Genomic DNA, 21786 nt, shown 5'->3' with positions numbered 1-21786 from the left:
CGGGGCTAGTTTCTTGTGTGGAGTTTGATTCTTAAGCAGCTTTCTGAATTTTTGGGGTGGTATTCTCCAGCGCATCAAACAAGCCGTCGATCACGTTATCCTTACCCGCAAACAGTGCATCGGGGCCGCCTGAGTGTAAGCTGGTAAAGGGTGCTTCATACAGTGCGCTGGCTTCCATAATCCCGCGAGCGGTCAGTTGTTCGATGATCATTTCAATGAAGCGTATTTGTGCTGGGGTCAGGCTTTTGTCATGCAGGAATTGTGAAAAGGCTTCGTGTGCTGCGCTGTGATCCATTCCCACCATACTACGCACGAAATGCGGGAGCGAAGGGGCTTCATGGCGGGCTAATAAATCCGAAAATAAGGCATTCCCTTCATCTTCACCAATTTGGATCAAGGTGGTTGCCAAGCCTTGCAAATCGGTTTCAGTCAGTGCCTTGTTGGTGCGTAACCGATGAATCACAAGGCTATCCAGATGGGAGCGCAAGTAATCTTTGACCTTTTTATCGTACTGGGTACTGGTCATTTTCGGCATGTCAAAGGGCGCATCCTTTTTGATGTCCAGAATCTCGTCTTTGAAGTTGGTGTAGACAATCTTGCGCTCTCGTTTGTCAATGAATGGCACGAGCGCACGTAGGCGCAAGCGCAAATCTTCGAGAATGTCAGCGTTAGTACCTTCCCAAAACGTTGGTTCCTGCAAGGCTTGCAAATAGCTGATTTGTGTTTTGACAGCGGGGATATTGGTTTTTTCTTCCAGTCGTGCGGCAATGTCCAACACTTTGCGGCGATGGGTTTCAAAGGTTCGGGCATCGCCTTGCAGCAGGGCGACTTGCATCCGCAATACGTTGAGATCGAACATGCGTGATTCAACGTCATCGGCTTCTGGCTGGAAAGGTAACTGCGCCAGTTGTTGGTGCAAGGTTTGGCAATCTTCCTCGCTGAGTTTGTCCCAATTGGCACGTTCCTGAAAACGCTCTACCGCACGGGTATGTTGGCGCACGATGAAATTATCGCGGTTCATGGCAGCAACGGCATTGAATAGCCCATTTTTCAAGGTATTGAGCAGCGAGGTGTTCCCTTCGGCGATGTTCCCTTCGACTCCGCTCAGGGAACGACCCTTCTCCGTTGGCTGAGCGTAGTCGAAGCCAACTTCAGAACCAGCCGCAGCCTGCAATGCCGCCAGCAATTGCACCCGCGTTTGAAACAGGCGTGAACCTAATGAAGCACTGGTCCCCGCTTCAATGCCTTGCGGTTTTTCGCGGAAGAAATCGAAATTGAAACAGAAATCAAAAATGCGGAAATCCTGTTTGTCTTCACCCGGCGCGAATACATCCGGGCATAGGCGCGTACCACGTCCGATCATTTGCCAGAATTTAATGCGTGAGTAAACGGGTTTGAAAAACACCAGATTCAGCACTTCCGGCACATCAATCCCGGTGTCGAGCATATCCACCGAAATGGCAATGTGCGGGGCTTTATCTACCACCGAGAAATCGTCAATCAGGCTTTGGGCGTATTTCACTTCATTGTCGATAATGCGGGCAAAATGGCCTGCGTGTTCGGGGTAGTGGTGATTGAAGCGTGACTCAATGAATTGCGCGTGTTTGTGGGAACGGGCAAAAATAATGGTCTTACCGAGACGATCACCGCCTGCGACTTTATGCCCATGCTCCATCAGGTGTTTGAGTACCTTGTCGGCGGTGTCGATATTGAATAGCCACTGATTAATGGCGGTGGCATTCACTTTTTTGGGCATACGCTCACTGCCATCCGCATTATCGCCCCAGTCGGTGCTCTCCCATTCTTCTTTTTCTTCATCTGACAGCGAGTCGTAATCAATGCCGTCACGCGGGAAACGCAGATTCACTTGTTCCACTTTGGGGCGCACTAAAAACTCGTCCCGTATCGCCTTTTCCAGTTCATACGCATCAGTCGGCACACCCGGTTCCAACTCGAACAGTTCATAGGTATTTTTATCCACCTGTTCACGCGGGGTGGCGGTCAAACCGACCAGCAGGCTATCGAAGTAGCTGAAAATGGAACGGTATTTCTGATACACCGAGCGGTGGGCTTCGTCGATGATAATCAGGTCGAAATAGCCCACCCCGAAACGTGCCTCGCCACTCTTGCCTTGGGTTTCGTTAATCAGCCCCATCATGGTGGGGTAGGTGCAAACGTACACGCGCCCTTCGGTGTCTTTTTCTGTGACCAGATTGACAGGGCTGGAATCGGGCAAGTGCTTTTTGAAGGCATTGGCGGTCTGTTTCACCAGTGATACGCGGTCTGCCAGAAACAGCACACGTTTGATCCAGTTGGCACGTTGTAACGCGTCGACCAGCGCAATCGCGGTGCGGGTTTTGCCTGTGCCGGTTGCCATGACCAGCAAGGCTTTACGGCGTGACTGGGAAAATTGTTTACAGATGCTACCAATGGCGCGTTTTTGGTAATAACGCCCGGCAATTTCTGCATTCACCAGCTTGGTATCGAGTGGCTGGCGGTTGCTGCGGCGTAAGATCAGGCTGCTCAGAGCAGCTTTATTGTAGAAACCACTGACCTGACGCGGCGGGTATTGGGTGTCATCCCATAGCCATGTGTCATAACCGTTGGTGTAGTAAATGATCGGGCGTTGACCGTGCATTTGCTCCAAACAATCGGCGTAGAGCTTGGCTTGCTGTTGCCCTTTTGCAGGGTCAGCGGTGGTGCGTTTGGCTTCAATCACTGCCAAAGGTTTGCCGTCGTCACCCCACAATACATAGTCAGCGTAGCCTAAGCCTTGATTCCCTTCGGCTACGCTCAGGGAACGGGTTGTGCCTGCTGGCAGGTAACGGTCTTCGCGTTGGCTGAGCGTAGTCGAAGCCATACCTACCACTTTATATTCACGGTCGCGCTTTTGGTTTAGCGACCATCCGGCGCGGTGAATTTCCACGTCGATCAGGTAAGTGCGGGTTTCGGCTTCGGAATAGTCGTGGGTATCGGTTTGTTGCGCGGCTTGTTGGTGCAGGTCGGCGAGTTGCTGGCGCAGGGTTTGCAGCTCTTGATTGAGCGCATCGGCGGCTTGCTGTTGTTTGAGGGCTTTTTCACTTTCGGTGGCAAGCTGTTTTTCCAGTGCTTCGAGTTGCTTGCGTGGCACAACCGCATCGGGGGAAAGGGGGCGCGGGACGAGTGCATCATCCCAGTCGATGCTGGGCGGTAGGGGGCGCGTGTAGTTGCGGGTCAGCCAGTAGGCGATATGGTGCAATTCTTTGACCATTTGCAGCGCGTCGAGTGGGCGGACGGGCGCGGGGTTATGCACGGCTTGGTTGCCAATGCGTTGGATTGCCTTTGCTTTGTGAAAGAGTTGCTGTGGAAGTAGGTTTTGAAAATCCGGCTCGTGTAACAGGCTATTGAGCGAGTGGTCGTAGGGCATCCGCAGGGTGTTGTCGTAGCGGTAAAGCCAATGCACAGCGGCTTCGAGGGCGAAACGCGCATGGAAACAGGCGGCGCGTGGGTCGCCGTGGATGTGGCTTTCGGCTTTTTGTGCCGCTTGTTTGAAGTCTTGAAACTGATTCGGCAGAAAGGCGAAGTTGCTCATGTGATAGCCCTGACAGCAAGCAAAATGAATGATGGGCAGATAATACCACTTATTCGCTTAGATGAAAGATTGCTCTGAGGGAGCCAGCACTGTTTTGGGTTGGCAAGATTCGGATGTGCTACCATAATGGGTAACATAAAAACGGGAGTTATCAGCCATGCAAACCTTTTCCATCCGTGACTTGCGTGAAAAGAGTGGGGAGTTAAGCCGCGAAGCGGAAGCGGGGCGAGCTTCTTTGATTACCAAACGTGGTGAACCCATTTTGGTGGCTTTGCCCTTTACCGCCGCGCTACTGGATAGCGGCATTAAAGTTGCGTTAGCGGAATACCTGTTCAAGGAAGGTATCCTCTCTTTAGGCAAAGCAGCCAAAATTGCCGGAATGCCTTATGTATTGTTCAGTGAACACCTGAGCCGTATGGGTATTGCTGTGGTTGATTATCCGCCAGAAGAATTGGAAGATGAATTGCGGGTTGCGAGCCTATGAGCCTATTGATCGTTGCGGATACGGGGCCGCTGGTGATTCTTGCCAAACTCAATCATTTACCGCTATTGCATCAGCTTTACACGGAAATACGCATCGTATTGTGGGCTTTGCTGCCCAGTACGCACATTATTGCTCAAAGCAAAGCAGGCGGGGCTGATCCCAGAAATCAGCAGCCTGTTGGATAATATGCTCGCACACGATTACCGCCTTGCGCCTGCGTTGATTCAGCAGGCGAAACTATTGGCGGACGAAGGTTAGTTTTTGGTTGGCTTCGACTGCCTTCGACTCCGCTCAGCCAACGGGCGCGACTCCGTAGCCTGAGCGTAATCGAAGGGAACATTGCGTTATCCTCGCTTGTGTTACAATCTGGGTATCAGATAGCAGGAGTACAGAATATGACACTGGAAAACGTTCGTTACCTTTACGGCAGGGTAAGCATTGACCCTGATGTGTGCAATGGCAAGCCAACCATCCGTGGCAAGCGGATTACGGTACATACCATATTGGACTACTTGAGTGCAGGGGAAAGCGTCAGCGAGATTTTGCGCCAGCATCCATCCTTGGAAGCTGAGGATATTCCCGCGTGCCTTGCAATTGGCTTCGACTACGCTCAGCCAACGGGCGCGACTCCGTAGCCTGAGCGGAGTCGAAGGCGGTGGTCACAGTTCGCCGTTGAATGCGCGTTGTTGGAGTGAGGCGAAGAGGGTATCTAGTTCGGTTAAATGTGCTTGTAACCGCTCTTTTTGTGCTTCGATGGATTCGACTATTTCTGCGAATTTTTCCTGTTTATCCAATGGGGGAAGTGGTAAAGGTAGGTTCTTCAATTTGACACCGGTAAGGTGAGGAATTGTTGCTGAGTTCGCGAAAGAATCAAATCCTCCATTTTTTGCCATACTCCAAAAATATCGCTGGATGTATTCAGGTGTGGTTAGTGACTTATTAACTCTAACTCGATGCAGTGCCTTTTGGAAAAAAATCTCTTTACCTTCTTGTCGCCATATTGCAGCACGACCTACCTCTCCGCCTTCACAAATCAATAAATCTCCATTGCAAAGGCTGAATTCTTCTCGATCTAATTTATTAAAATTCATGCAGCGTAGTTCACTTAGCTCAATCTTCCCCCATTGAACATTAAAATTAGCTAAATAAGGATATTGTTCATCACTGGACTCTTTCCCTTTATCGAGCATTTTTCCTAGTCGACTTTGAGTAACATCCTCAATTTTGACAACATCCCACCCCTTCGGATTCTCCACCGGATCGCCAAACATTTCCAAAAACGTCGATTGCAGCAGCAAATCCAGTTCCGCAATGGACTGGCGGCGTTGAGTACGCAAAGCATCGGCAGCATCGAGAATAGCGGCGATGCGTTTTTGTTCGGGGAGAGGCGGGAGCGGGATTTCAATTTTATATACTTCTGAGGGTCTTGCTCTTAGTAGCGAACCACCAACGCCTGAAACAGTACTCATGAAAAGTTTATGGAAAGGGTCGGAAATAAGAAAGTATTTCAAGTATTGAGGAAATACATTATCACTTCTAAATTGTATCCATTCCCCGGATGCTATTTGACGATAGCCAAGTGACTCTCCAACTACCCAGCTTCTACGGATATGAGGGACAATTCTTGATAATAAGACATCATTAGGCTCAACACACTTTTTTGCAGACCCTATTTCTTTTCCTTTACATACTTCTGCTTTGCCAGTGTCAAATGCTGGAATGCTAAATAGCTCAAATGTTTCATCTGGAAATTTTTCTGGATTTACAGAACCACCTCGTTTTACAGACAAATCTTCTAAAGGAACACTATGCAACTTCATCCGATTAGCTCCCTCAGTGTCTTTTGACCCTTGGTAATTTCTTCTTCGAGTTTTGCCAAGCGTTCGAGTATTATTTTCGGCGCGTCATACGTGACTTTTTCGTGTTTCACTTCTTTGTAGCGGTTGATCGACAGGTCGTAGTCATTCGCGGCGATTTCTGCCTTGGGAACGAAGAAACTTTTATCGGTGCGCAGACGCAATGCTTCCCCCGTTCCCTGAGCGGAGTCGAAGGGAACATTCTTCCACCGCTGTAAAATATCCGGCAAATCGGACTTGTCCGGCTGCGGATTGCGCTTGTCATCCAGCGAGAACCCATCCGCCTGCATATCGTAAAACCAAACCTTATCCGTGCCGCCTTTGTTGGTTTTGGTAAAGAATAAAATCGCGGTCGAGACCCCCGCATACGGCTTAAACACTCCCGACGGCATCGACACAATCCCATCCAGCTTGTGCTTTTCCACAATCATTTCCCGCAATGCCTTATGCGCATTACTCGAACCAAACAGCACGCCATCCGGCACAATCACCGCCGCCCGCCCGCCGGTTTGCAACAGCCGCAAAAACAACGCAATAAACAGCAATTCGGTCTTTTTGGTTTTCACCATCCGCTGTAAATCTTTCGCAGTGGATTCATAATCCAGACTGCCCGCAAACGGCGGATTCGCCAGAATCAACGAATAAGTTTCGCTGTCATCGCCTTCATTGTCGCCGCGTTCCGCCAGTGAATCCTTATAACGAATATCCGGGTTATCCACCCCATGCAGCAGCATATTCATGCTACCAATCCGCAACATGGTGTTATCAAAATCAAAGCCGAAAAAGGTGTCTTCGATGTAACGTTTGGTGCTGTTCGCATCGCGGTAAATCTCAGTGCGGTGATGCGCTTGCATATATTCCGCCGCCGCTACCAGAAATCCCGCCGTCCCACACGCTGGGTCACAAATCGCATCTTGTGGCGTAGGCGCGGTCATATCCACCATCAGCTTGATGATATGGCGCGGGGTGCGGAACTGCCCGTTTTGCCCCGCACTGGCAATTTTGCCCAGCATGTATTCGTACAAATCGCCTTTGGTATCGGCATCACTCATGTCGATGCTATCAAGCTGATCCACCACGTTCGACAACACACGCGGTGATGGCATGGTAAACATGGCATCCTTCATGTGCTGGCTGTAGGTGTTTTGCGTGGCTTCTGCATCCGCCGTGTTCTGCCCCAGCGTTTTGATGAAAGGAAACACCTGATCGCGCACGGTGGCGAACATCACATCAGCATTCATGTCTTTGAAACGCGACCAGCGCAACGCGGCTTGTTCCTCACTGAAAATCGGATTTTCCAGCGGTTTGCGGGTACGGTTAGCCTGTTTTTCCTTGAGGGTGTGCAACTCATCCAGCCGCTTGATAAACAGCAGGTAGGTAAGTTGTTCAATCACCACCAGCGGGTTGGAAATACCGCCTGACCACATCGTGTCCCAGATTTTGTCGATTTTGGATTTGAGTTCGCCCGTGATCATAGGGTAAGCATCCTTGTTGGCCTGTGCCGAAATGAAGAGAGGGTGCGGATTATAGCGTGTTCCCTGCGGCTACGCTCCGGCAACTTTACGGAAAGGTCGGTGAGCCGTGTATACTCTTCCAGTAACCAGTAACACAATGGATGCTTAAAATGGACAAAAAAAATCACGCCATGCCAACGGAAACAACCCCCGACACCGACTTAATGGCGCGTATCCGTGACATCTGGGAAGCTTCTCGCCAACAAGCCATCCGTTCCGTCAACTCGGCTCATGTGTGCGCCAACTGGCTAATCGGTAAACAGATTGTCGAAGCCGAACAAGGCGGCGAACAGCGGGCAACCTATGGCAAAGCCCTGTTGAAATCCCTCTCCCAACAACTGACAGACGAATACGGCAGCGGATTTTCGGTGAGTGCCTTGCAATACATGCGGGCATTTTTTCTCGCTTACCCCACCCTCATGGAGATTCAACACGCAGCGCGTGTTATTTCTGTGGGAGTCACAACACCCGTTCAGGAGGCGGATTGGCAACCGGGAAAACTCCACACCGGGCTGTCATGGACGCACTACCGCATCTTACTGAAAATTGAGCGACAAGAAGCCCGCCAGTTTTACGAAATTGAAACCATCCGTAACGGCTGGTCAGCGCGGCAACTGGAACGTCAAATCAGCTCCCTACTGTTCGACCGCCTGCTGAAAAGCCGTGACAAAGAAGGAGTCATGCAACTGGCGAATCAAGGTTTGCTGGCTACCCGTCCACTCGATGTGATCAAAGACCCGTATGTGCTGGAATTCCTCGACTTGCCCGAAGCCTCCCAATGGCAGGAAAGCCAATTGGAGCAAGCCCTATTGTCGCAATTGCAGGATTTCTTGCTGGAACTGGGCAGTGGTTTTGCTTTTGTCGGGCGGCAAGTACGCCTAACGCTGGATGGCGACCATTTCTACCCCGATATGGTGTTTTACCACGTCAAACTGAAATGTTACGTCGTTATTGACCTGAAACTGGGCAAGTTAAATCACGCAGACCTAGGGCAGATGCAGCTCTACGTGAATTATTATGACCATGACATTGCCAATGCCGATGACAACCCCACGATTGGCTTGATTCTATGCAGCGAGAAAAATGATGCCGTGGTGCGCTATGTATTGGGTGATCATAACCAGCAAATTTTCGCCAGTCGCTATCAACTGCATCTGCCCACGGAAGAACAGTTGCAGCAAGAGTTACGCCGTGAATTGGATAAGTTGGCTTTGCCAAAGCCACCTCTGAAATGACAGAGGCGGCTTTTTAAGTTATCAGGCGATCACACCCTTCTCCCGCAACAACGCCTCAATCTCCGGCATAATCGTCACGTCATCAATGGTGGAAGGCACCACATACGGCTGTCCATTCACCATCTGGCGCAAGCTCTTGCGCAAGGTTTTGCCCGAACGGGTTTTCGGCAAACGCTTCACAATGTGCGTTTCTTTGTAGCAAGCAATTGCGCCAATCGCACTGCGGATCATCTGCGTCAGTTCCTTCGACAAGGTTTCCTCGTCGATGTCCGCACCCGTTTTCAGCACCACCAGACCCATTGGCAATTGCCCTTTCAGGTCATCATCGCGTGCAATAACCGCGCACTCGGCAACAGACGGATGCCCACCCACGACTTCTTCCATCTCGCCAGTAGACAGACGATGCCCCGCCACGTTCATCACGTCATCCACACGACCCATGACGAATACATAGCCATCTTCGTCAATGTAGCCACCGTCGCCGCTGGCATAATAACCATCAAAGGTTTGCAGATAGCTCTGTTTGAACTTCTCCACATCGCCCCAAATCATTGCCAAACAGCTCGGTGGCAATGGCAATTTCAGCGCAATGTAACCCTGTTCATTTCTGCCCAACACCTGCCCGTTTTCGTCCAGAATCTGTACGTTGAAACCGGGGGTCGGCATGGTAGAAGAACCCAGCTTGACTGGCATTGGCTCAACACCTTGCAGGTTGGCAGTAATGCCCCAACCCGTTTCAGTTTGCCACCAATGGTCAATCACGGGCTTGCCGGTTTTTTCCATCATCCACTCTTGGGTCGGTGGATCAAGGCGTTCACCCGCCGAGAAGATGGTCAGCAAGCTGCTGGTATCGTATTGCTTGATCAGCTCCGCATTCGGGTCATCTTTCTTGATGGCACGGAACGCGGTCGGGGCAGAGAACAAGCCTTTCACACCGTATTCTTCGGTAATGCGCCAGAATGCACCCGCATCCGGGGTCATGACTGGCTTGCCTTCGTACACAATCGTGGTGCAACCGCGCAGCAACGGCGCGTACACAATGTACGAGTGACCCACTACCCAGCCCACGTCAGACGCAGCCCAGAACACATCGCCGGGGTTCATGTTGTAAATCGCCTGCATACTGTAGTTCAGCGCGACCGCATGACCACCATTCTCACGCACCACGCCCTTAGGCTTGCCAGTCGTGCCAGACGTGTAGAGGATGTACAGCGGGTCAGTGCCTTTCACGGGGACGCAATCCGCCGGAGTAGCCGTTGCCATCAACGCATCCCATTCGTAGTCACGCCCTGCAATCAGCGGAGAAGTGGCTTGCGGACGTTGGAAAATAATGCAGCTTTGCGGCTTGTGTGCAGACAAATCAATCGCTTTGTCGAGCAGTGGTTTGTACTCAATTACGCGCTTGATTTCGATCCCGCAAGAGGCAGAAATCATCACTTTCGGTTGCGCGTCTTCGATCCGCTGTGCTAATTCCGGTGCAGCAAACCCACCAAACACCACGGAATGGATGGCACCCAAACGCGCCGTTGCCAACATGCTGATGACCGCTTCAGGGATCATCGGCATGTAAATGATAACGCGGTCGCCTTTTTCCACGCCCAAACCTGCCAACATACCCGCCGCTTTAGCGACTGCATCGCGCAATTCGGTATAGGTGTAGGTTTTCTTGGTATCAGTAACCGGTGAGTCGTAAATGATCGCCACTTGATCGCCACGCCCGTTTTCAACGTGGTAATCCAGCGCCATGTACGCGGTGTTCATTTCACCATCGGCAAACCAATGGAAAATGCCGTGTTCGTCTTGCGACAGGATTTTCTCAGGGGCTTTGAACCACTTCAGATTATCGGCTTTCTCTTTCCAGAAACCTTCTGGATCGTTCATCGAGCGGTCGTATTCTGCTTGGTAACTCATTGTAATCTCCTCCTCTCAAACTTAAAAACTATCGCCCGGAATGCGTACCCAGCCTTCCATCAACACCCGCGCACTGCGGCTCATTACGACTTTTTCCACTTTCCAGTCACCGTTGGTTGCGTTAGCGGCTGCGCCCACTTTCAACGTACCGGAAGGGTGTCCGAAGGTCACAACACTGCGATCACCACCGCCCGCAGCGAGGTTGACCAATGTGCCGGGAATCGCCGCTGCCGTGCCAATCGCCACCGCAGCCGTACCCATCATCGCGTGGTGCAATTTGCCCATCGACAAGGCGCGAACGTTCAAATCAATGTCAGTCGCCTTGATCTGCTTGCCACTGGATGACACGTAAGCTTCTGGTTTGCCCACAAACGCGACTTTAGGCGTGTGCTGACGACCTGCCGCTTCCGCCACGTCCGTAATCAAGCCCATTTTCACCGCACCGTAAGCACGGATGGTTTCAAACATCGCCAGTGCTTTTGGGTCGCCGTTGATGGCTTCCTGCAATTCGCAGCCGGTGTAACCAATGTCTGCCGCGTTCAAAAACACCGTCGGGATACCGGCATTGATCATGGTGGCTTGGAATGTGCCAACACCCGGCACGTCCAGTTCATCCACCAGATTGCCAGTGGGGAACATCGCGTCAGTGGCATCCACCGGGCTGATGAATTCCACCTGCACTTCAGCCGCCGGGAAGGTCACGCCATCCAGCTCGAAATCGCCGGTTTCCTGCACTTCGCCATTGGTCATTGGCACGTTAGCGATAATGGTTTTCTGGATGTTTTTCTGCCAGATGCGTACCACGGCAATGCCGTTTTGCGGGACGCGTTCGGCATCCACCAAGCCATTATTGATGGCGAAAGAGCCAACCGCTGCGGTTAAATTGCCGCAGTTGCCGCTCCAGTCCACGAACGCTTTGTCGATGGCAACCTGCCCAAACAGGTAATCCACGTCATGGTCGGGCTGTTCGCTTTTCGCCAGAATCACGGTTTTGCTGGTGCTGGAAGTCGCGCCGCCCATGCCGTCGGTTTGCTTGCCGTAAGGGTCGGGACTGCCGATCACGCGCAACAGGATTGCGTCACGCGCTGCACCCGGTACTTGTGCCACTTCCGGTAAGTCGGTCAGGTTGAAAAACACACCCTTGGATGTGCCGCCACGCATGTACGTAGCGGGGATTTTGATTTGTGGGACGTGGGACATAATTATCCTTTCCTGTTAATCGTTTTCCCTCACCCCAACCCCTCTCCCAGAGGTAGAGGGGCTAAGAGAAGAGGTCATTATCTTGCTCCCCCTCTACCTCTGGGAGAGGGGGCTGGGGGTGAGGGTCTTTACGCCGCTCCTTCCAAAAAATCCTGCGCAAAACGTTGCAACACACCGCCCGCGTTGTACACGCGAACTTCCGCTGCGGTATCCAGACGGCAAGTCACAGGAATTCGCACGGTTTCGCCGTTTCTGCGGTGCATGACCACGGTTAGCGTTGCACGCGGGGAAATCTCACCTTCCACGTCATAGCTTTCTGTGCCGTCGATGGCGTAAGTCTTGCGCGTTTCGCCCGCTTTGAATTCCAGCGGTAATACGCCCATACCGACCAAGTTGGTACGGTGGATGCGCTCGAAACCTTCGGCAACGATGGCTTCAACACCTGCCAAACGAACGCCCTTAGCCGCCCAGTCACGGCTTGAACCTTGACCGTAGTCCGCGCCCGCGATAATGATCAGTGGTTGCTTGCGTTCCATGTAGGTTTCGATGGCTTCCCACATCCGCATGACTTGGCCTTCTGGCTCCACACGCGCTAAGGAACCTTGCTTGACTTGACCATCCACGACTGCCATTTCATTGATCAGCTTGGGGTTGGCGAAGGTAGCGCGTTGTGCGGTCAAGTGGTCGCCACGGTGGGTGGCGTAAGAGTTGAAGTCTTCTTCCGGCAAGCCCATTTTGTGCAGGTATTCACCCGCCGCACTGTTCAGCATGATCGCATTGGACGGCGACAAGTGGTCAGTGGTGATATTGTCGGGCAATACAGCCAGCGGCAGCATTCCTTTCAAGGTGCGTTCACCTGCCAATGCACCTTCCCAATACGGAGGGCGGCGGATGTAGGTGGACATGGGTCGCCAGTCGTACAACGGGCTTTTCGCCTGTTCGATCACACCCAAATCAAACATGGGTATGTAGATTTGCTTGAACTGTTCAGGCTTAACGCTGGCAGCAACGATGGCGTCGATTTCTTCGTCAGCAGGCCAGATGTCTTTGAGCGTGATGGGGTTGCCATCTTTGTCCGTACCCAGCACATCTTTTTCGATGTCGAAACGGATTGTGCCTGCAATCGCGTAAGCCACCACCAACGGTGGGGATGCGAGGAACGCTTGCTTGGCATACGGGTGGATACGACCATCGAAGTTACGGTTGCCCGACAATACAGCGGTCGCGTACAAGTCGCGGTCGATGATTTCTTGTTGGATAACCGGATCGAGTGCGCCCGACATACCGTTACAGGTGGTGCAAGCGAAACCGACGATACCGAAGCCCAGTTGTTCCAGTTCCGTCAGTAAACCCGCTTCTTTCAGGTACAGCTCGGCAACTTTAGAACCGGGTGCGAAGGAGGTTTTGACCCACGGTTTGCGTACCAGACCCAGCTTGTTGGCATTGCGTGCCAGCAAAGCGGCGGCAACCACGTTGCGCGGGTTGGAGGTGTTGGTGCAAGACGTAATCGCGGCAATGATGACCGCGCCATCCGGCATTTTGCCTTCAGCTTCTTCGGCTTGTGCTGCTGCCAGATTCACCGCAATACCACGTTCCGCCAAGTCAGACGTTGGCAAGCGACGGTGCGGGTTGGAAGGCCCCGCCATGTTACGCACCACGGTAGACAGGTCGAATTCCAGTACACGCGGGTATTTTGCGTTCACCAGTGCGTCTGCCCACAAGCCTGTGGTTTTGGCGTAGTTTTCAACCAGTGCGACTTGCTCAGGTTCGCGCCCGGTCAGTTTCAGGTAGTCGATGGTTTGTTCGTCGATGTAGAACATGCCCGCCGACGCGCCGAATTCTGGGGTCATATTGGAAATGGTGGCACGGTCGCCGATGGTGAGGTTTTTCGCCCCTTCGCCGAAGAATTCCAGCCAAGCCGACACCACCCGTTCTTTGCGCAGGAATTCGGTGATCGCCAGCACGATGTCGGTGGCGGTGATGCCCGCTTGACGTTTGCCAGTCAGTTTCACGCCGATAATGTCCGGCAGGCGCATCATGGAAGGCAGACCCAACATGACGGTTTCGGCTTCCAGACCACCGACACCGATGGCGATAACGCCGAGTGCGTCAACGTGTGGGGTGTGCGAGTCAGTGCCGACGCAGGTATCCGGGAATGCAACGCCGTCACGCGCTTGAATCACCGGAGACATTTTCTCCAAGTTGATCTGGTGCATGATGCCATTGCCTGCGGGGATTACGTCCACGTTTTTGAAGGCAGTTTTCGTCCACTCGATGAAGTGGAAACGGTCTTCGTTGCGGCGGTCTTCGATGGCGCGGTTTTTGGCGAACGCATCGGGGTCGAAACCACCGCATTCGACTGCCAGCGAGTGGTCAACAATTAATTGCGTGGGTACGACGGGGTTTACTTTCGCAGGGTCGCCGCCTTGGTCGGCGATTGCGTCACGCAGGCCTGCTAAGTCTACCAGTGCGGTTTGACCGAGGATGTCGTGGCAGACGACGCGGGCGGGATACCACGGGAAATCGAGGTCTTGTTTGCCTTCGATGAGCTGCTTGAGTGAGTCAGTCAGCATGTCGGGTTCGCAACGGCGTACCAGTTGTTCTGCCAATACACGCGATGTGTACGGCAGGGTTTCGTAGCTGCCCGGTTGAATGGCTTCGATGGCGGCGCGGGTGTCGAAATAATCGAGGTTCGTGCCGCATAATGGTTTACGGTATTCGGTGTTCATAGTTATCTCTTAATCCCGCTCTGCCAACGGCGCAAACACCAGATTTTCTGGCCCCACATAATTCGCACTAGGCCGAATGATCTTGCCGTCTTCGCGCTGTTCAATGACATGCGCACCCCAGCCCGTCACGCGGGAAATCACGAAAATCGGCGTAAACATATCGGTCGGCACGCCCATTTGCCCGTAGGAAACCGCCGAGAACCAGTCCAGATTCGGGAACATTTTTTTCAATTCCCACATCGTGCTTTCCAGCCGTGCGGCGATGTCGAACATTTTCATGTCACCATTTTCTTGTGCCAGCCCTTTGGCGACACGCTTGATGACTTCGTTGCGCGGGTCAGCAATGGTGTATACCGGATGCCCAAAACCGATGACGATTTCCTTGCGGGCAACGCGCTCGCGAATGTCGGCTTCGGCTGCGTCGGCACTGTTGTAGCGAGTTTGGATGCGTTGTGCTTCTTCGTTTGCGCCGCCGTGTTTGGGGCCACGCAATGCGCCGATTGCACCCGTGATGCAGGAATACATATCGGAATTTGTGCCAGCAATGACGCGGGCGGCGAAAGTGGAGGCGTTGAATTCGTGCTCTGCGTACAGAATCAGCGAGGTGTGCATTGCCCGTACCCACGATTCGCTAGGCGTTTCGCCGTGCAGCAGGTGCAGGAAATGCCCGCCGACGGTTTCGTCGTCGGTTTCGACTTCGATCACTTTGCCGTTGATGGCGTAGTGATACCAGTACAGCAGCATTGAACCGAAACTTGCCATCATACGGTCGATAATATTGCGGGCATCGGCGGCAGGGTGATGTTCTTTTTCTGGCATACATGCGCCGAGCACGGAACAGCCAGTACGCATCACATCCATCGGGTGGGTGGAGGGTGGCAGTGCTTCGAGGGCTTGTTTGACAGGCATCGGCAAGCCGCGCAGTGATTTCAGCTTGCGCTTGTACGCTTTTAGTTCAGACGCATTTGGCAGTTTGCCATGCACGATCAGGTGGGCAATTTCCTCAAACTCGGCTTGTTCGGCGAAGTCGAGGATGTCATAGCCACGGTAGTGCAGGTCATTGCCGGTGCGACCAACAGTACAGATGGCGGTATTGCCTGCGGCAGTGCCGGACAGGGCGACGGATTTTTTTGCTTTAGGTAAAATTTGCTCTGACATACTCTCTATTCTCCTTATTCCGCGCCTTTTTCGGCAAACAATTGATCCAGTTTCTGCTCGAAAGCGTGGTAGCCGATGGTGTCGTACAGTTCCATGCGGGTCTGCATGGTGTCGATCACGTTCTGTTGCGAACCGTCTTGCAGCAGGTGGGTGTAAACGTTTTCAGCGGCTTTGCACATGGCGCGGAAGGCGCTCAGTGGGTATAGCACCAGTTGCACGCCAACCGCCGCCAGTTCCGCCGTGGTGTACAGCGGTGTTGCGCCGAATTCGGTGATGTTTGCCAATACGGGCACTTTAATCACCTTGGTAAATTCCGCGTACTGTTCGAGCTTGTTCATGGCTTCGGGGAAGATCATGTCTGCACCGGCTTCCACACACGCCATGGCGCGGTCGATAGCGGATTGCATCCCTTCCACCGCGAGTGCATCGGTACGCGCCATGATCACAAAGCTGGCATCGGTACGTGCATCAACGGCGGATTTCACGCGATCGACCATTTCTTGCAGCGAAACAATCGCTTTATTGGGGCGATGACCGCAACGCTTTTGCATTACTTGGTCTTCGATATGGAAACCAGCTACGCCTGCTTGGATCATTTCGCGAGTAGCGCGGGCAATGTTGAAGGTGCCGCCCCAACCAGTGTCGATGTCAACTAGCAGTGGTGCAGAAGTCACGGCAGTAATGCGTTTGGCATCTTCCAACACGTCGTGCAGGGTGGTAATGCCTAGGTCGGGAATGCCTAATGAGGAGGCAGCGACACCACCGCCGGACAGGTACAGGGCTTTGTGCCCGACCTTTTCCGCAATGATGGCACTGTTAGCAGTGACTGCCCCGACGACTTGCAGGGGGGCATTGTCTTTAACTGCCTGACGCAGTTTTTGACCGGGTGATAAGTTTTGGTTTGCTGTCATGTTCCTCATCCATCATTTGACTAATACTTTTCCATGCACCGCTGATATGGCGACGCATGAGAATTTCCGCCAATTCGCCGTCACGCGCCGTTAGCGCATCGACGATATGGCGGTGCTGTTGCAGGGCAGGGCGAGTGCGTGCGGAAAGTCGGCTGGTGCGGTAACGGCACATGCGCAACAATTGGTACAACTCACCTGCCAGCAGGTCGATCAACATCTGGTTACGGCTCCCCAGCGCGATCTGGTAATGAAAGTCGAAATCGCCTTCGCTTTGGACGTAAATCTGCCCATCGGTGGCTTCGATTTGCTCGGCGTGTTTTTCGAGCAATAGCCGTAACGTTTCAATTTCCGCGTCCGTCATGCGCAACGCAGCGGTGCGGCAAGCCATGCCTTCGAGGGCTTCGCGCACGGCGTACAAATCAGCCATCATGTCGCGATCAAGCATCACGACACGCGCTCCGGCATGTGGTATACGTTTAACTAGGCGCATTCCTTCGAGTTGGCGTAAGGCTTCGCGTAAGGGGCCGCGCCCGATGCCGTAACGTTCTGCCAACTCTGCTTCGTTTAATTTTTGTCCTTGAAGGAGTTCACCCGTGATAATGGCTTGCGTTAATTTCGTCGAAGCCACATCCGCCAGTGTTCCTTCCGGTGTGTGTAGTGCTAACATGGTGTTGTTCTCGGTGATTGTTGACAATCTTTTTGTAAATACTAACATAATAGGTGAAAAAGTGAAGTTTTTATTTGTTTTTGTAGACAAAGCGTTGAAGTCACGCCGCCGCTAGTGTATTGGTCGTCAGGTAATAATTTTTGACATTGCATCGCCAGAAGAGTGATAAAATAATGATAGTTATAATTGATAGATTTCAAAGGAAACCTTGTTCATGAATAAACATAAAGTCCGCAAGGCGGTGATTCCGGTTGCTGGTCTGGGTACGCGCATGTTGCCCGCCACCAAAGCGATCCCGAAAGAAATGCTGCCGATTGTTGACAAACCCTTGATCCAATACGTGGTGAATGAATGCGTGGCGGCGGGTATTAAGGAAATCGTGCTGGTGACGCATTCCAGTAAAAATTCCATCGAAAACCATTTCGACACCAGTTTCGAGCTGGAAACCATGCTGGAAAAACGCGTCAAGCGTCAGTTGTTGGATGAAGTGCGTTCGATTTGCCCGCGTGATGTCACGATTATGCACGTCCGCCAAGGGCAGGCGAAAGGCTTGGGGCACGCGATTATGTGTGCGCATCCGATTGTGGGGAATGAGCCGTGTGCGGTGGTCTTGCCGGATGTGCTGATTGATGACGCAGCCAGTGATTTGAGCAAGGATAACTTGTCGGCGATGCTGGAGCTTTACGATGAAACCGGCTACAGCCAAATCATGGTTGAACCTGTGCCGATGGACAAAGTATCGTCTTACGGTATCGTTGATATTAACGGACACACGCTCGCACAAGGCGAGTCGGTGGCGATGAATGCGATTGTCGAAAAGCCTGAAATCAAGGAATCGCCTTCCAATTTGGCGGTGGTCGGGCGTTATGTGTTGTCGCCGCACATTTGGGGCTGGCTGAAGCGCACGCCGCTGGGCGCTGGGGATGAAATTCAGCTCACCGATACCATCGGCTTATTGATGCGTGAATACCAAGTCAATGCTTTTCACATTACCGGCAAAAGCCACGATTGCGGTTCTAAAATGGGTTACATGATGGCGAATATTGAATACGCCTCACGTCACACAGAAATTGGTAAGCGTTTCAATGCCTTCCTGAAAGAGCACGTGAAAGCGCTGTAATGCTGTTAGCGCCCTCTGTTTCCCATCCGCTGGATGAACAGCTTGCCAGTTTGCTGAAACGGCTGGATGGTGGTTCTTCCAGCACGCGAGACCTGGCAACGCTGGTGCGGCAAGTGAGTGCGCATACCCGTGAGGGCGTGATTGCTGTGCCGCGTGCGGCGTTGCCGGATGTGGATTGGGGAACCTTGCAGAACTCTCCTGTCGTCGGGCGGGAGGGGGATTACAAACCCTTGATTTTAAGCGATACCCATGTCTGGCTGTATCGCTATTGGCACTATGAACAGCGGCTGACGGAATGCATTCAAACCCGGAGGCGTGATAATTCGCTGCTGATTATTTCCGGGGGGCCGGGAACCGGCAAAACCACCACCGTGACGCGCATTCTGGCGGATTTTATCGCCAGTGGCGTGTCACCGACGCGGATTTTGCTGGCAGCACCGACGGGCAAGGCAGCGATGCGAATGCAGGAGTCGATTCGTCACACCCGTCAGCGCGAACAGATTACGTGCGCAATGCCGGAGCAATCCAGCACTTTGCACCGTTTGCTGGGGTTCATTCCCAATCGCGTCGGATTTCGGCACGGGGTGCATAACCCTTTGGCAGCCGATGCGGTGATTGTGGATGAAGCGTCGATGATCGACATTTCCTTAATGACGCATTTGTTTGAAGCCGTGCCGCCGTCAGCCAAGCTGATTTTGCTGGGCGATAAAGATCAATTGGCGTCGGTGGAAACCGGGTCGATTTTCCGCGATTTGTGCAGTGGGGGGGCGTTAGCCGCGCAGATGACGCTGTTGCAAACCAGCTACCGCTTCAGCGCGGCGGATGGCGTGGGGCAATTGGCGCAGGCGATTCGTGAAGCGGATGAAGCGCGGTTGTTGGCGGTGTTGGCTTCCGCCGATTTTGCCGACGTGACTTTGGATGAATCACAAGCAGGCTTGGATGCGGCATGGTTGCGGCATGGTTGGCAGGATTATATCGCAGCGGTCAAAACCGGCGCGGTCGAGGCAATTTTCAATACGTTTAATGCATTGCGCATCCTGACTCCGTTGCGGCAAGGGCGGCAGGGGGTGGAAACCCTCAACGGCTGGGTCGATGGCGTGATGCAGCGAGTATTGCCTGTTCACACGGGGGCGCAACGCCCCTGGTACGTGGGACGGCCGGTCATGGTGACGCAAAACGATTACCGTCAGAATTTGTTCAACGGCGATATTGGGATTGCCCTGCCGGATGCCAACGGTGATTTGCGGGTGTGGTTTCCGACGGGTGAGGCGGGGAATTACCGCGCAATTGCGCCGATCCGTTTGCCTGCGCATGAAACCGCGTGGGCAATGACGATTCACAAGAGCCAAGGCTCGGAATTTACGCGGGTGTTGTTGGTCTTGCCGGAAATGGATGATTTGCCGTTGCTGGGGCGCGAATTGCTGTATACGGCAGTGACGCGGGCGAAGCAGGGGATTCACATTCTCGCCAGCCGTGCCATGTTGGGTAAGGCGTTACGCACGGTAACGCCACCGTCGTCACAGTTGCAGGAACGCTTGCAGGCTTAAACCGTTTTTGCGCCCGGTAACTTCGCACATTCGCGGAAAATACGCTTGTCGCAAGTCGCACAAATGCTGTAATCCAGCCGCTTGGTCAGCGATTGCAAGGCAGCTTCTTTGCTGGAAAACACATTGCCTGCGCCGAAATCTTCGACGAAATCAATTCTATCCATAAAATCGTAGACTTTGCTTTTCGCGCCTTGCAAATACAAACCGCCACCGATGGATTTCAAGCGTTTGGCTTCCTGAATCAGCATTTCTGCCCCGGCAAGGTCGATGAAGTTGATGCTTTCCCCCACGATCAGGACATGCTTAATGTGTTGGCGTTCGGCAATGCAAGCCAGTTCGCGCTGTACTTTGTCGAGTGAACCAAAATAGATCGACATATCCACCCGCACCAATTTCAATTGCGGGCATTCTTTCAGCCCGTATTCGCTGACTTCAGCAAACTTGTGGCGCGGTTCGGCGGGGTTCGGGGCTAAATCCACAATGTTTGGCATCGACGTGCGCATCAGGAAAATGATCAACGACAGCAACACGCCCATGTAAATGGCGAATTCCAGCTCCATGAACAGTGTGGCGAAAAACGTGGTGGCAAGGATCGAAGTTTCAGTCCTGCTGCTGTGCAAAATGTGCTTGATATGGTGAAAGTCGATCAGGTTGTAGGCGACCAACATAATGATGCCGCCCATTGCTGCGACCGGCAAATACGCCGCTAACGGTGCAACCAGCAACACGATGATTGCCAGTAAAATCGCTGCAAATACCGCCGACAACGGCGTTCTTGCCCCGGCAGAATAGTTAATCCCCGAACGGGTAAACGAGCCAGAACCGGCGTAGCTGGATAAGAAACTGCCTGCAATATTCGACAAACCTTGCCCAACGAATTCCTGATTGCCATCCAGACGTTGCTGGGATTTGGTAGCAATCGAGCGGGCAATCGACACCGCCTCAATCAGCCCCAGCAAGGCGACAGCGAATGCGCCGGATGCGAGTTGTTTCAACGAGGCTAAGGAAAAGTCGGGCATCGAGAATGGCGGCAATTGCCCTTTGATTTCACCCACGTAAGTAAGACCGTGTGCCGCACCACCGATGGCGATACTGGCAAGACTGCCCATAATCATGCCAAATAACAGGTGCGGCATTTTGGGTAAGTAACGTTTCAGCAACAGGGCTGACAGCATGGTGAAACCGGCAATTGCCAGAATGTACAGGTTGGTTTCACCAATACCAATGCCCACATCTGCCCACGTATGCAGGAACGATTCGCCTTTGGGAATGGGGATGCCGGTCACGTATTTGATTTGGCTGGTGGCAATCAGAATCGCTGCCCCAGCCGTAAAACCGATCACCACGGTATGCGATACAAAGTTCACCAACATACCCAAGCGCATCAAGCCGAACACCAACTGGTAAACCCCTGCGAGGAAGGTCAGCGTCAACACCATTTGAATAAATTGTTCCGACCCCGGTTCGGCATAACGGCTGATGGTGGAAAATACTACCAAGGAAATCGCAGTGGTGGGGCCGGATACCAGATGCAAGGATGAGCCAAACAAGCCCGCAATAATCGGTGTGACCATTGCCGTGTACAAACCGTATTCCGGCGGCAAGCCTGCAATCGCCGCAAACGCGACCCCTTGTGGCAACACCACGACTGCGCCAGTTAAGCCCGCCAAGAAATCGGCTTTCAGTGATTCGCGATTGACTAAGCCCAGCCAGACGAGAAAGGGGAAGAAAAATTGTTTCATGCGCTCACTCTGTGCATACCCGAAATAAGCCGAACATGTTACAGCATTAGTGAGTGCTAATTAATTGCGTGAAATCATTATGGGGTAAAGTCGCAGTAAATACTGCCTCGTGTTTCAGTCTGCAACTTGAGTGTTGCAAAC

16 protein-coding genes are annotated in these 21786 nt (G+C 52.7%); 6 read left to right on the top strand and 10 right to left on the bottom strand.

Annotation, left to right across the window (positions count from 1 at the left end; genetic code table 11):
• Positions 1-31: 31 nt before the first annotated feature.
• Positions 32-3571: a DEAD/DEAH box helicase family protein gene (locus L3K52_12860; GenBank protein ID UOG91087.1), complete on the bottom strand. Its 3540-nt coding sequence runs from the start codon at positions 3569-3571 to the stop codon at positions 32-34.
• Between the two features lie 157 nt (positions 3572-3728).
• Between L3K52_12860 and L3K52_12855 the strand changes: the two genes are divergently transcribed.
• The 3 genes from L3K52_12855 to L3K52_12845 all read left to right on the top strand — a co-directional run bounded on the left by L3K52_12855 (position 3729) and on the right by L3K52_12845 (position 4690).
• On the top strand, positions 3729-4055 hold the full coding sequence (locus tag L3K52_12855) for a UPF0175 family protein (protein ID UOG91086.1): 327 nt from the start codon (positions 3729-3731) through the stop codon (positions 4053-4055).
• Entirely contained in the window at positions 4052-4240 is a 189-nt protein-coding gene (locus L3K52_12850; GenBank protein UOG91085.1) for a hypothetical protein, read from the top strand. Before L3K52_12855 ends, L3K52_12850 begins: the two co-directional genes overlap by 4 nt.
• Before the next feature lie 210 nt (positions 4241-4450).
• The gene (locus L3K52_12845; GenBank protein UOG91084.1) at positions 4451-4690 is read left to right on the top strand and encodes a DUF433 domain-containing protein; all 240 of its coding nucleotides are present in this window, start codon (positions 4451-4453) and stop codon (positions 4688-4690) included.
• 24 nt (positions 4691-4714) lie between these two features.
• On the opposite strand, the gene L3K52_12840 is transcribed toward L3K52_12845, so the two are convergent.
• Positions 4715-5875, bottom strand: a complete 1161-nt coding sequence (locus L3K52_12840) for a restriction endonuclease subunit S (protein ID UOG91083.1) — start codon at positions 5873-5875, stop codon at positions 4715-4717.
• On the bottom strand, positions 5872-7386 hold the full coding sequence (locus L3K52_12835; GenBank protein UOG91082.1) for a type I restriction-modification system subunit M: 1515 nt from the start codon (positions 7384-7386) through the stop codon (positions 5872-5874). The genes L3K52_12840 and L3K52_12835 overlap by 4 nt, the downstream gene beginning before the upstream one ends.
• Before the next feature lie 149 nt (positions 7387-7535).
• On the opposite strand from L3K52_12835, the gene L3K52_12830 reads away from it, so the two are divergent.
• Positions 7536-8660, top strand: coding sequence for a PDDEXK nuclease domain-containing protein (locus L3K52_12830; GenBank protein UOG91081.1), 1125 nt, complete (start codon positions 7536-7538; stop codon positions 8658-8660).
• 21 nt (positions 8661-8681) lie between these two features.
• On the opposite strand, the gene L3K52_12825 is transcribed toward L3K52_12830, so the two are convergent.
• The 6 genes from L3K52_12825 to L3K52_12800 all read right to left on the bottom strand — a co-directional run bounded on the left by L3K52_12825 (position 8682) and on the right by L3K52_12800 (position 17236).
• The gene (locus L3K52_12825) at positions 8682-10571 is read right to left on the bottom strand and encodes a propionyl-CoA synthetase (protein ID UOG91080.1); all 1890 of its coding nucleotides are present in this window, start codon (positions 10569-10571) and stop codon (positions 8682-8684) included.
• A 21-nt stretch (positions 10572-10592) separates the two neighbouring features.
• A complete protein-coding gene (gene prpF, locus L3K52_12820; GenBank protein ID UOG91079.1) occupies positions 10593-11771 on the bottom strand; it encodes a 2-methylaconitate cis-trans isomerase PrpF in 1179 nt (392 codons plus the stop codon).
• Positions 11772-11899: 128 nt separating this feature from the next.
• Positions 11900-14500, bottom strand: a complete 2601-nt coding sequence (gene acnD, locus L3K52_12815; protein UOG91078.1) for a Fe/S-dependent 2-methylisocitrate dehydratase AcnD — start codon at positions 14498-14500, stop codon at positions 11900-11902.
• A 9-nt stretch (positions 14501-14509) separates the two neighbouring features.
• Entirely contained in the window at positions 14510-15658 is a 1149-nt protein-coding gene (gene prpC / locus L3K52_12810; GenBank protein UOG91077.1) for a 2-methylcitrate synthase, read from the bottom strand.
• Between the two features lie 14 nt (positions 15659-15672).
• Positions 15673-16569 (bottom strand): methylisocitrate lyase, encoded by an 897-nt coding sequence (gene prpB, locus L3K52_12805; protein UOG91076.1) that lies wholly within the window; start codon positions 16567-16569, stop codon positions 15673-15675.
• On the bottom strand, positions 16517-17236 hold the full coding sequence (locus L3K52_12800) for a GntR family transcriptional regulator (GenBank protein UOG91075.1): 720 nt from the start codon (positions 17234-17236) through the stop codon (positions 16517-16519). Before L3K52_12800 ends, prpB begins: the two co-directional genes overlap by 53 nt.
• 214 nt (positions 17237-17450) lie before the next feature.
• Here L3K52_12800 and galU point away from each other — a divergent pair, with 214 nt between their 5' ends.
• Entirely contained in the window at positions 17451-18356 is a 906-nt protein-coding gene (galU, locus tag L3K52_12795) for a UTP--glucose-1-phosphate uridylyltransferase GalU (protein UOG91074.1), read from the top strand.
• Entirely contained in the window at positions 18356-19903 is a 1548-nt protein-coding gene (gene recD, locus L3K52_12790) for an exodeoxyribonuclease V subunit alpha (GenBank protein ID UOG91073.1), read from the top strand. Before galU ends, recD begins: the two co-directional genes overlap by 1 nt.
• On the opposite strand, the gene L3K52_12785 is transcribed toward recD, so the two are convergent.
• Entirely contained in the window at positions 19900-21645 is a 1746-nt protein-coding gene (locus L3K52_12785) for a SulP family inorganic anion transporter (GenBank protein UOG91072.1), read from the bottom strand. The genes recD and L3K52_12785 overlap by 4 nt on opposite strands.
• Positions 21646-21786 lie beyond the last annotated feature (141 nt).

The organism is Candidatus Thiothrix sulfatifontis (assembly GCA_022828425.1).
Classification (GTDB): domain Bacteria; phylum Pseudomonadota; class Gammaproteobacteria; order Thiotrichales; family Thiotrichaceae; genus Thiothrix; species Thiothrix sulfatifontis.
Note: the sequence above shows the minus strand (reverse complement) of the source record. Positions and strands in the feature narration are given on the sequence as shown.

What these genes read in the sequence shown, in the direction of transcription:
- acnD (UOG91078.1), bottom strand. Translation starts at nt 14,500, where the DNA reads ATGAACACCGAATACCGTAAACCATTATGCGGCACGAACCTCGATTAT.
- L3K52_12835 (UOG91082.1), bottom strand. Translation starts at nt 7,386, where the DNA reads ATGATCACGGGCGAACTCAAATCCAAAATCGACAAAATCTGGGACACG.
- L3K52_12830 (UOG91081.1), top strand. Translation starts at nt 7,536, where the DNA reads ATGGACAAAAAAAATCACGCCATGCCAACGGAAACAACCCCCGACACC.
- prpF (UOG91079.1), bottom strand. Translation starts at nt 11,771, where the DNA reads ATGTCCCACGTCCCACAAATCAAAATCCCCGCTACGTACATGCGTGGC.
- L3K52_12845 (UOG91084.1), top strand. Translation starts at nt 4,451, where the DNA reads ATGACACTGGAAAACGTTCGTTACCTTTACGGCAGGGTAAGCATTGAC.
- L3K52_12855 (UOG91086.1), top strand. Translation starts at nt 3,729, where the DNA reads ATGCAAACCTTTTCCATCCGTGACTTGCGTGAAAAGAGTGGGGAGTTA.
- L3K52_12825 (UOG91080.1), bottom strand. Translation starts at nt 10,571, where the DNA reads ATGAGTTACCAAGCAGAATACGACCGCTCGATGAACGATCCAGAAGGT.
- L3K52_12850 (UOG91085.1), top strand. Translation starts at nt 4,052, where the DNA reads ATGAGCCTATTGATCGTTGCGGATACGGGGCCGCTGGTGATTCTTGCC.
- prpB (UOG91076.1), bottom strand. Translation starts at nt 16,569, where the DNA reads ATGACAGCAAACCAAAACTTATCACCCGGTCAAAAACTGCGTCAGGCA.
- L3K52_12860 (UOG91087.1), bottom strand. Translation starts at nt 3,571, where the DNA reads ATGAGCAACTTCGCCTTTCTGCCGAATCAGTTTCAAGACTTCAAACAA.
- L3K52_12800 (UOG91075.1), bottom strand. Translation starts at nt 17,236, where the DNA reads ATGTTAGCACTACACACACCGGAAGGAACACTGGCGGATGTGGCTTCG.
- recD (UOG91073.1), top strand. Translation starts at nt 18,356, where the DNA reads ATGCTGTTAGCGCCCTCTGTTTCCCATCCGCTGGATGAACAGCTTGCC.
- prpC (UOG91077.1), bottom strand. Translation starts at nt 15,658, where the DNA reads ATGTCAGAGCAAATTTTACCTAAAGCAAAAAAATCCGTCGCCCTGTCC.
- galU (UOG91074.1), top strand. Translation starts at nt 17,451, where the DNA reads ATGAATAAACATAAAGTCCGCAAGGCGGTGATTCCGGTTGCTGGTCTG.
- L3K52_12785 (UOG91072.1), bottom strand. Translation starts at nt 21,645, where the DNA reads ATGAAACAATTTTTCTTCCCCTTTCTCGTCTGGCTGGGCTTAGTCAAT.
- L3K52_12840 (UOG91083.1), bottom strand. Translation starts at nt 5,875, where the DNA reads ATGAAGTTGCATAGTGTTCCTTTAGAAGATTTGTCTGTAAAACGAGGT.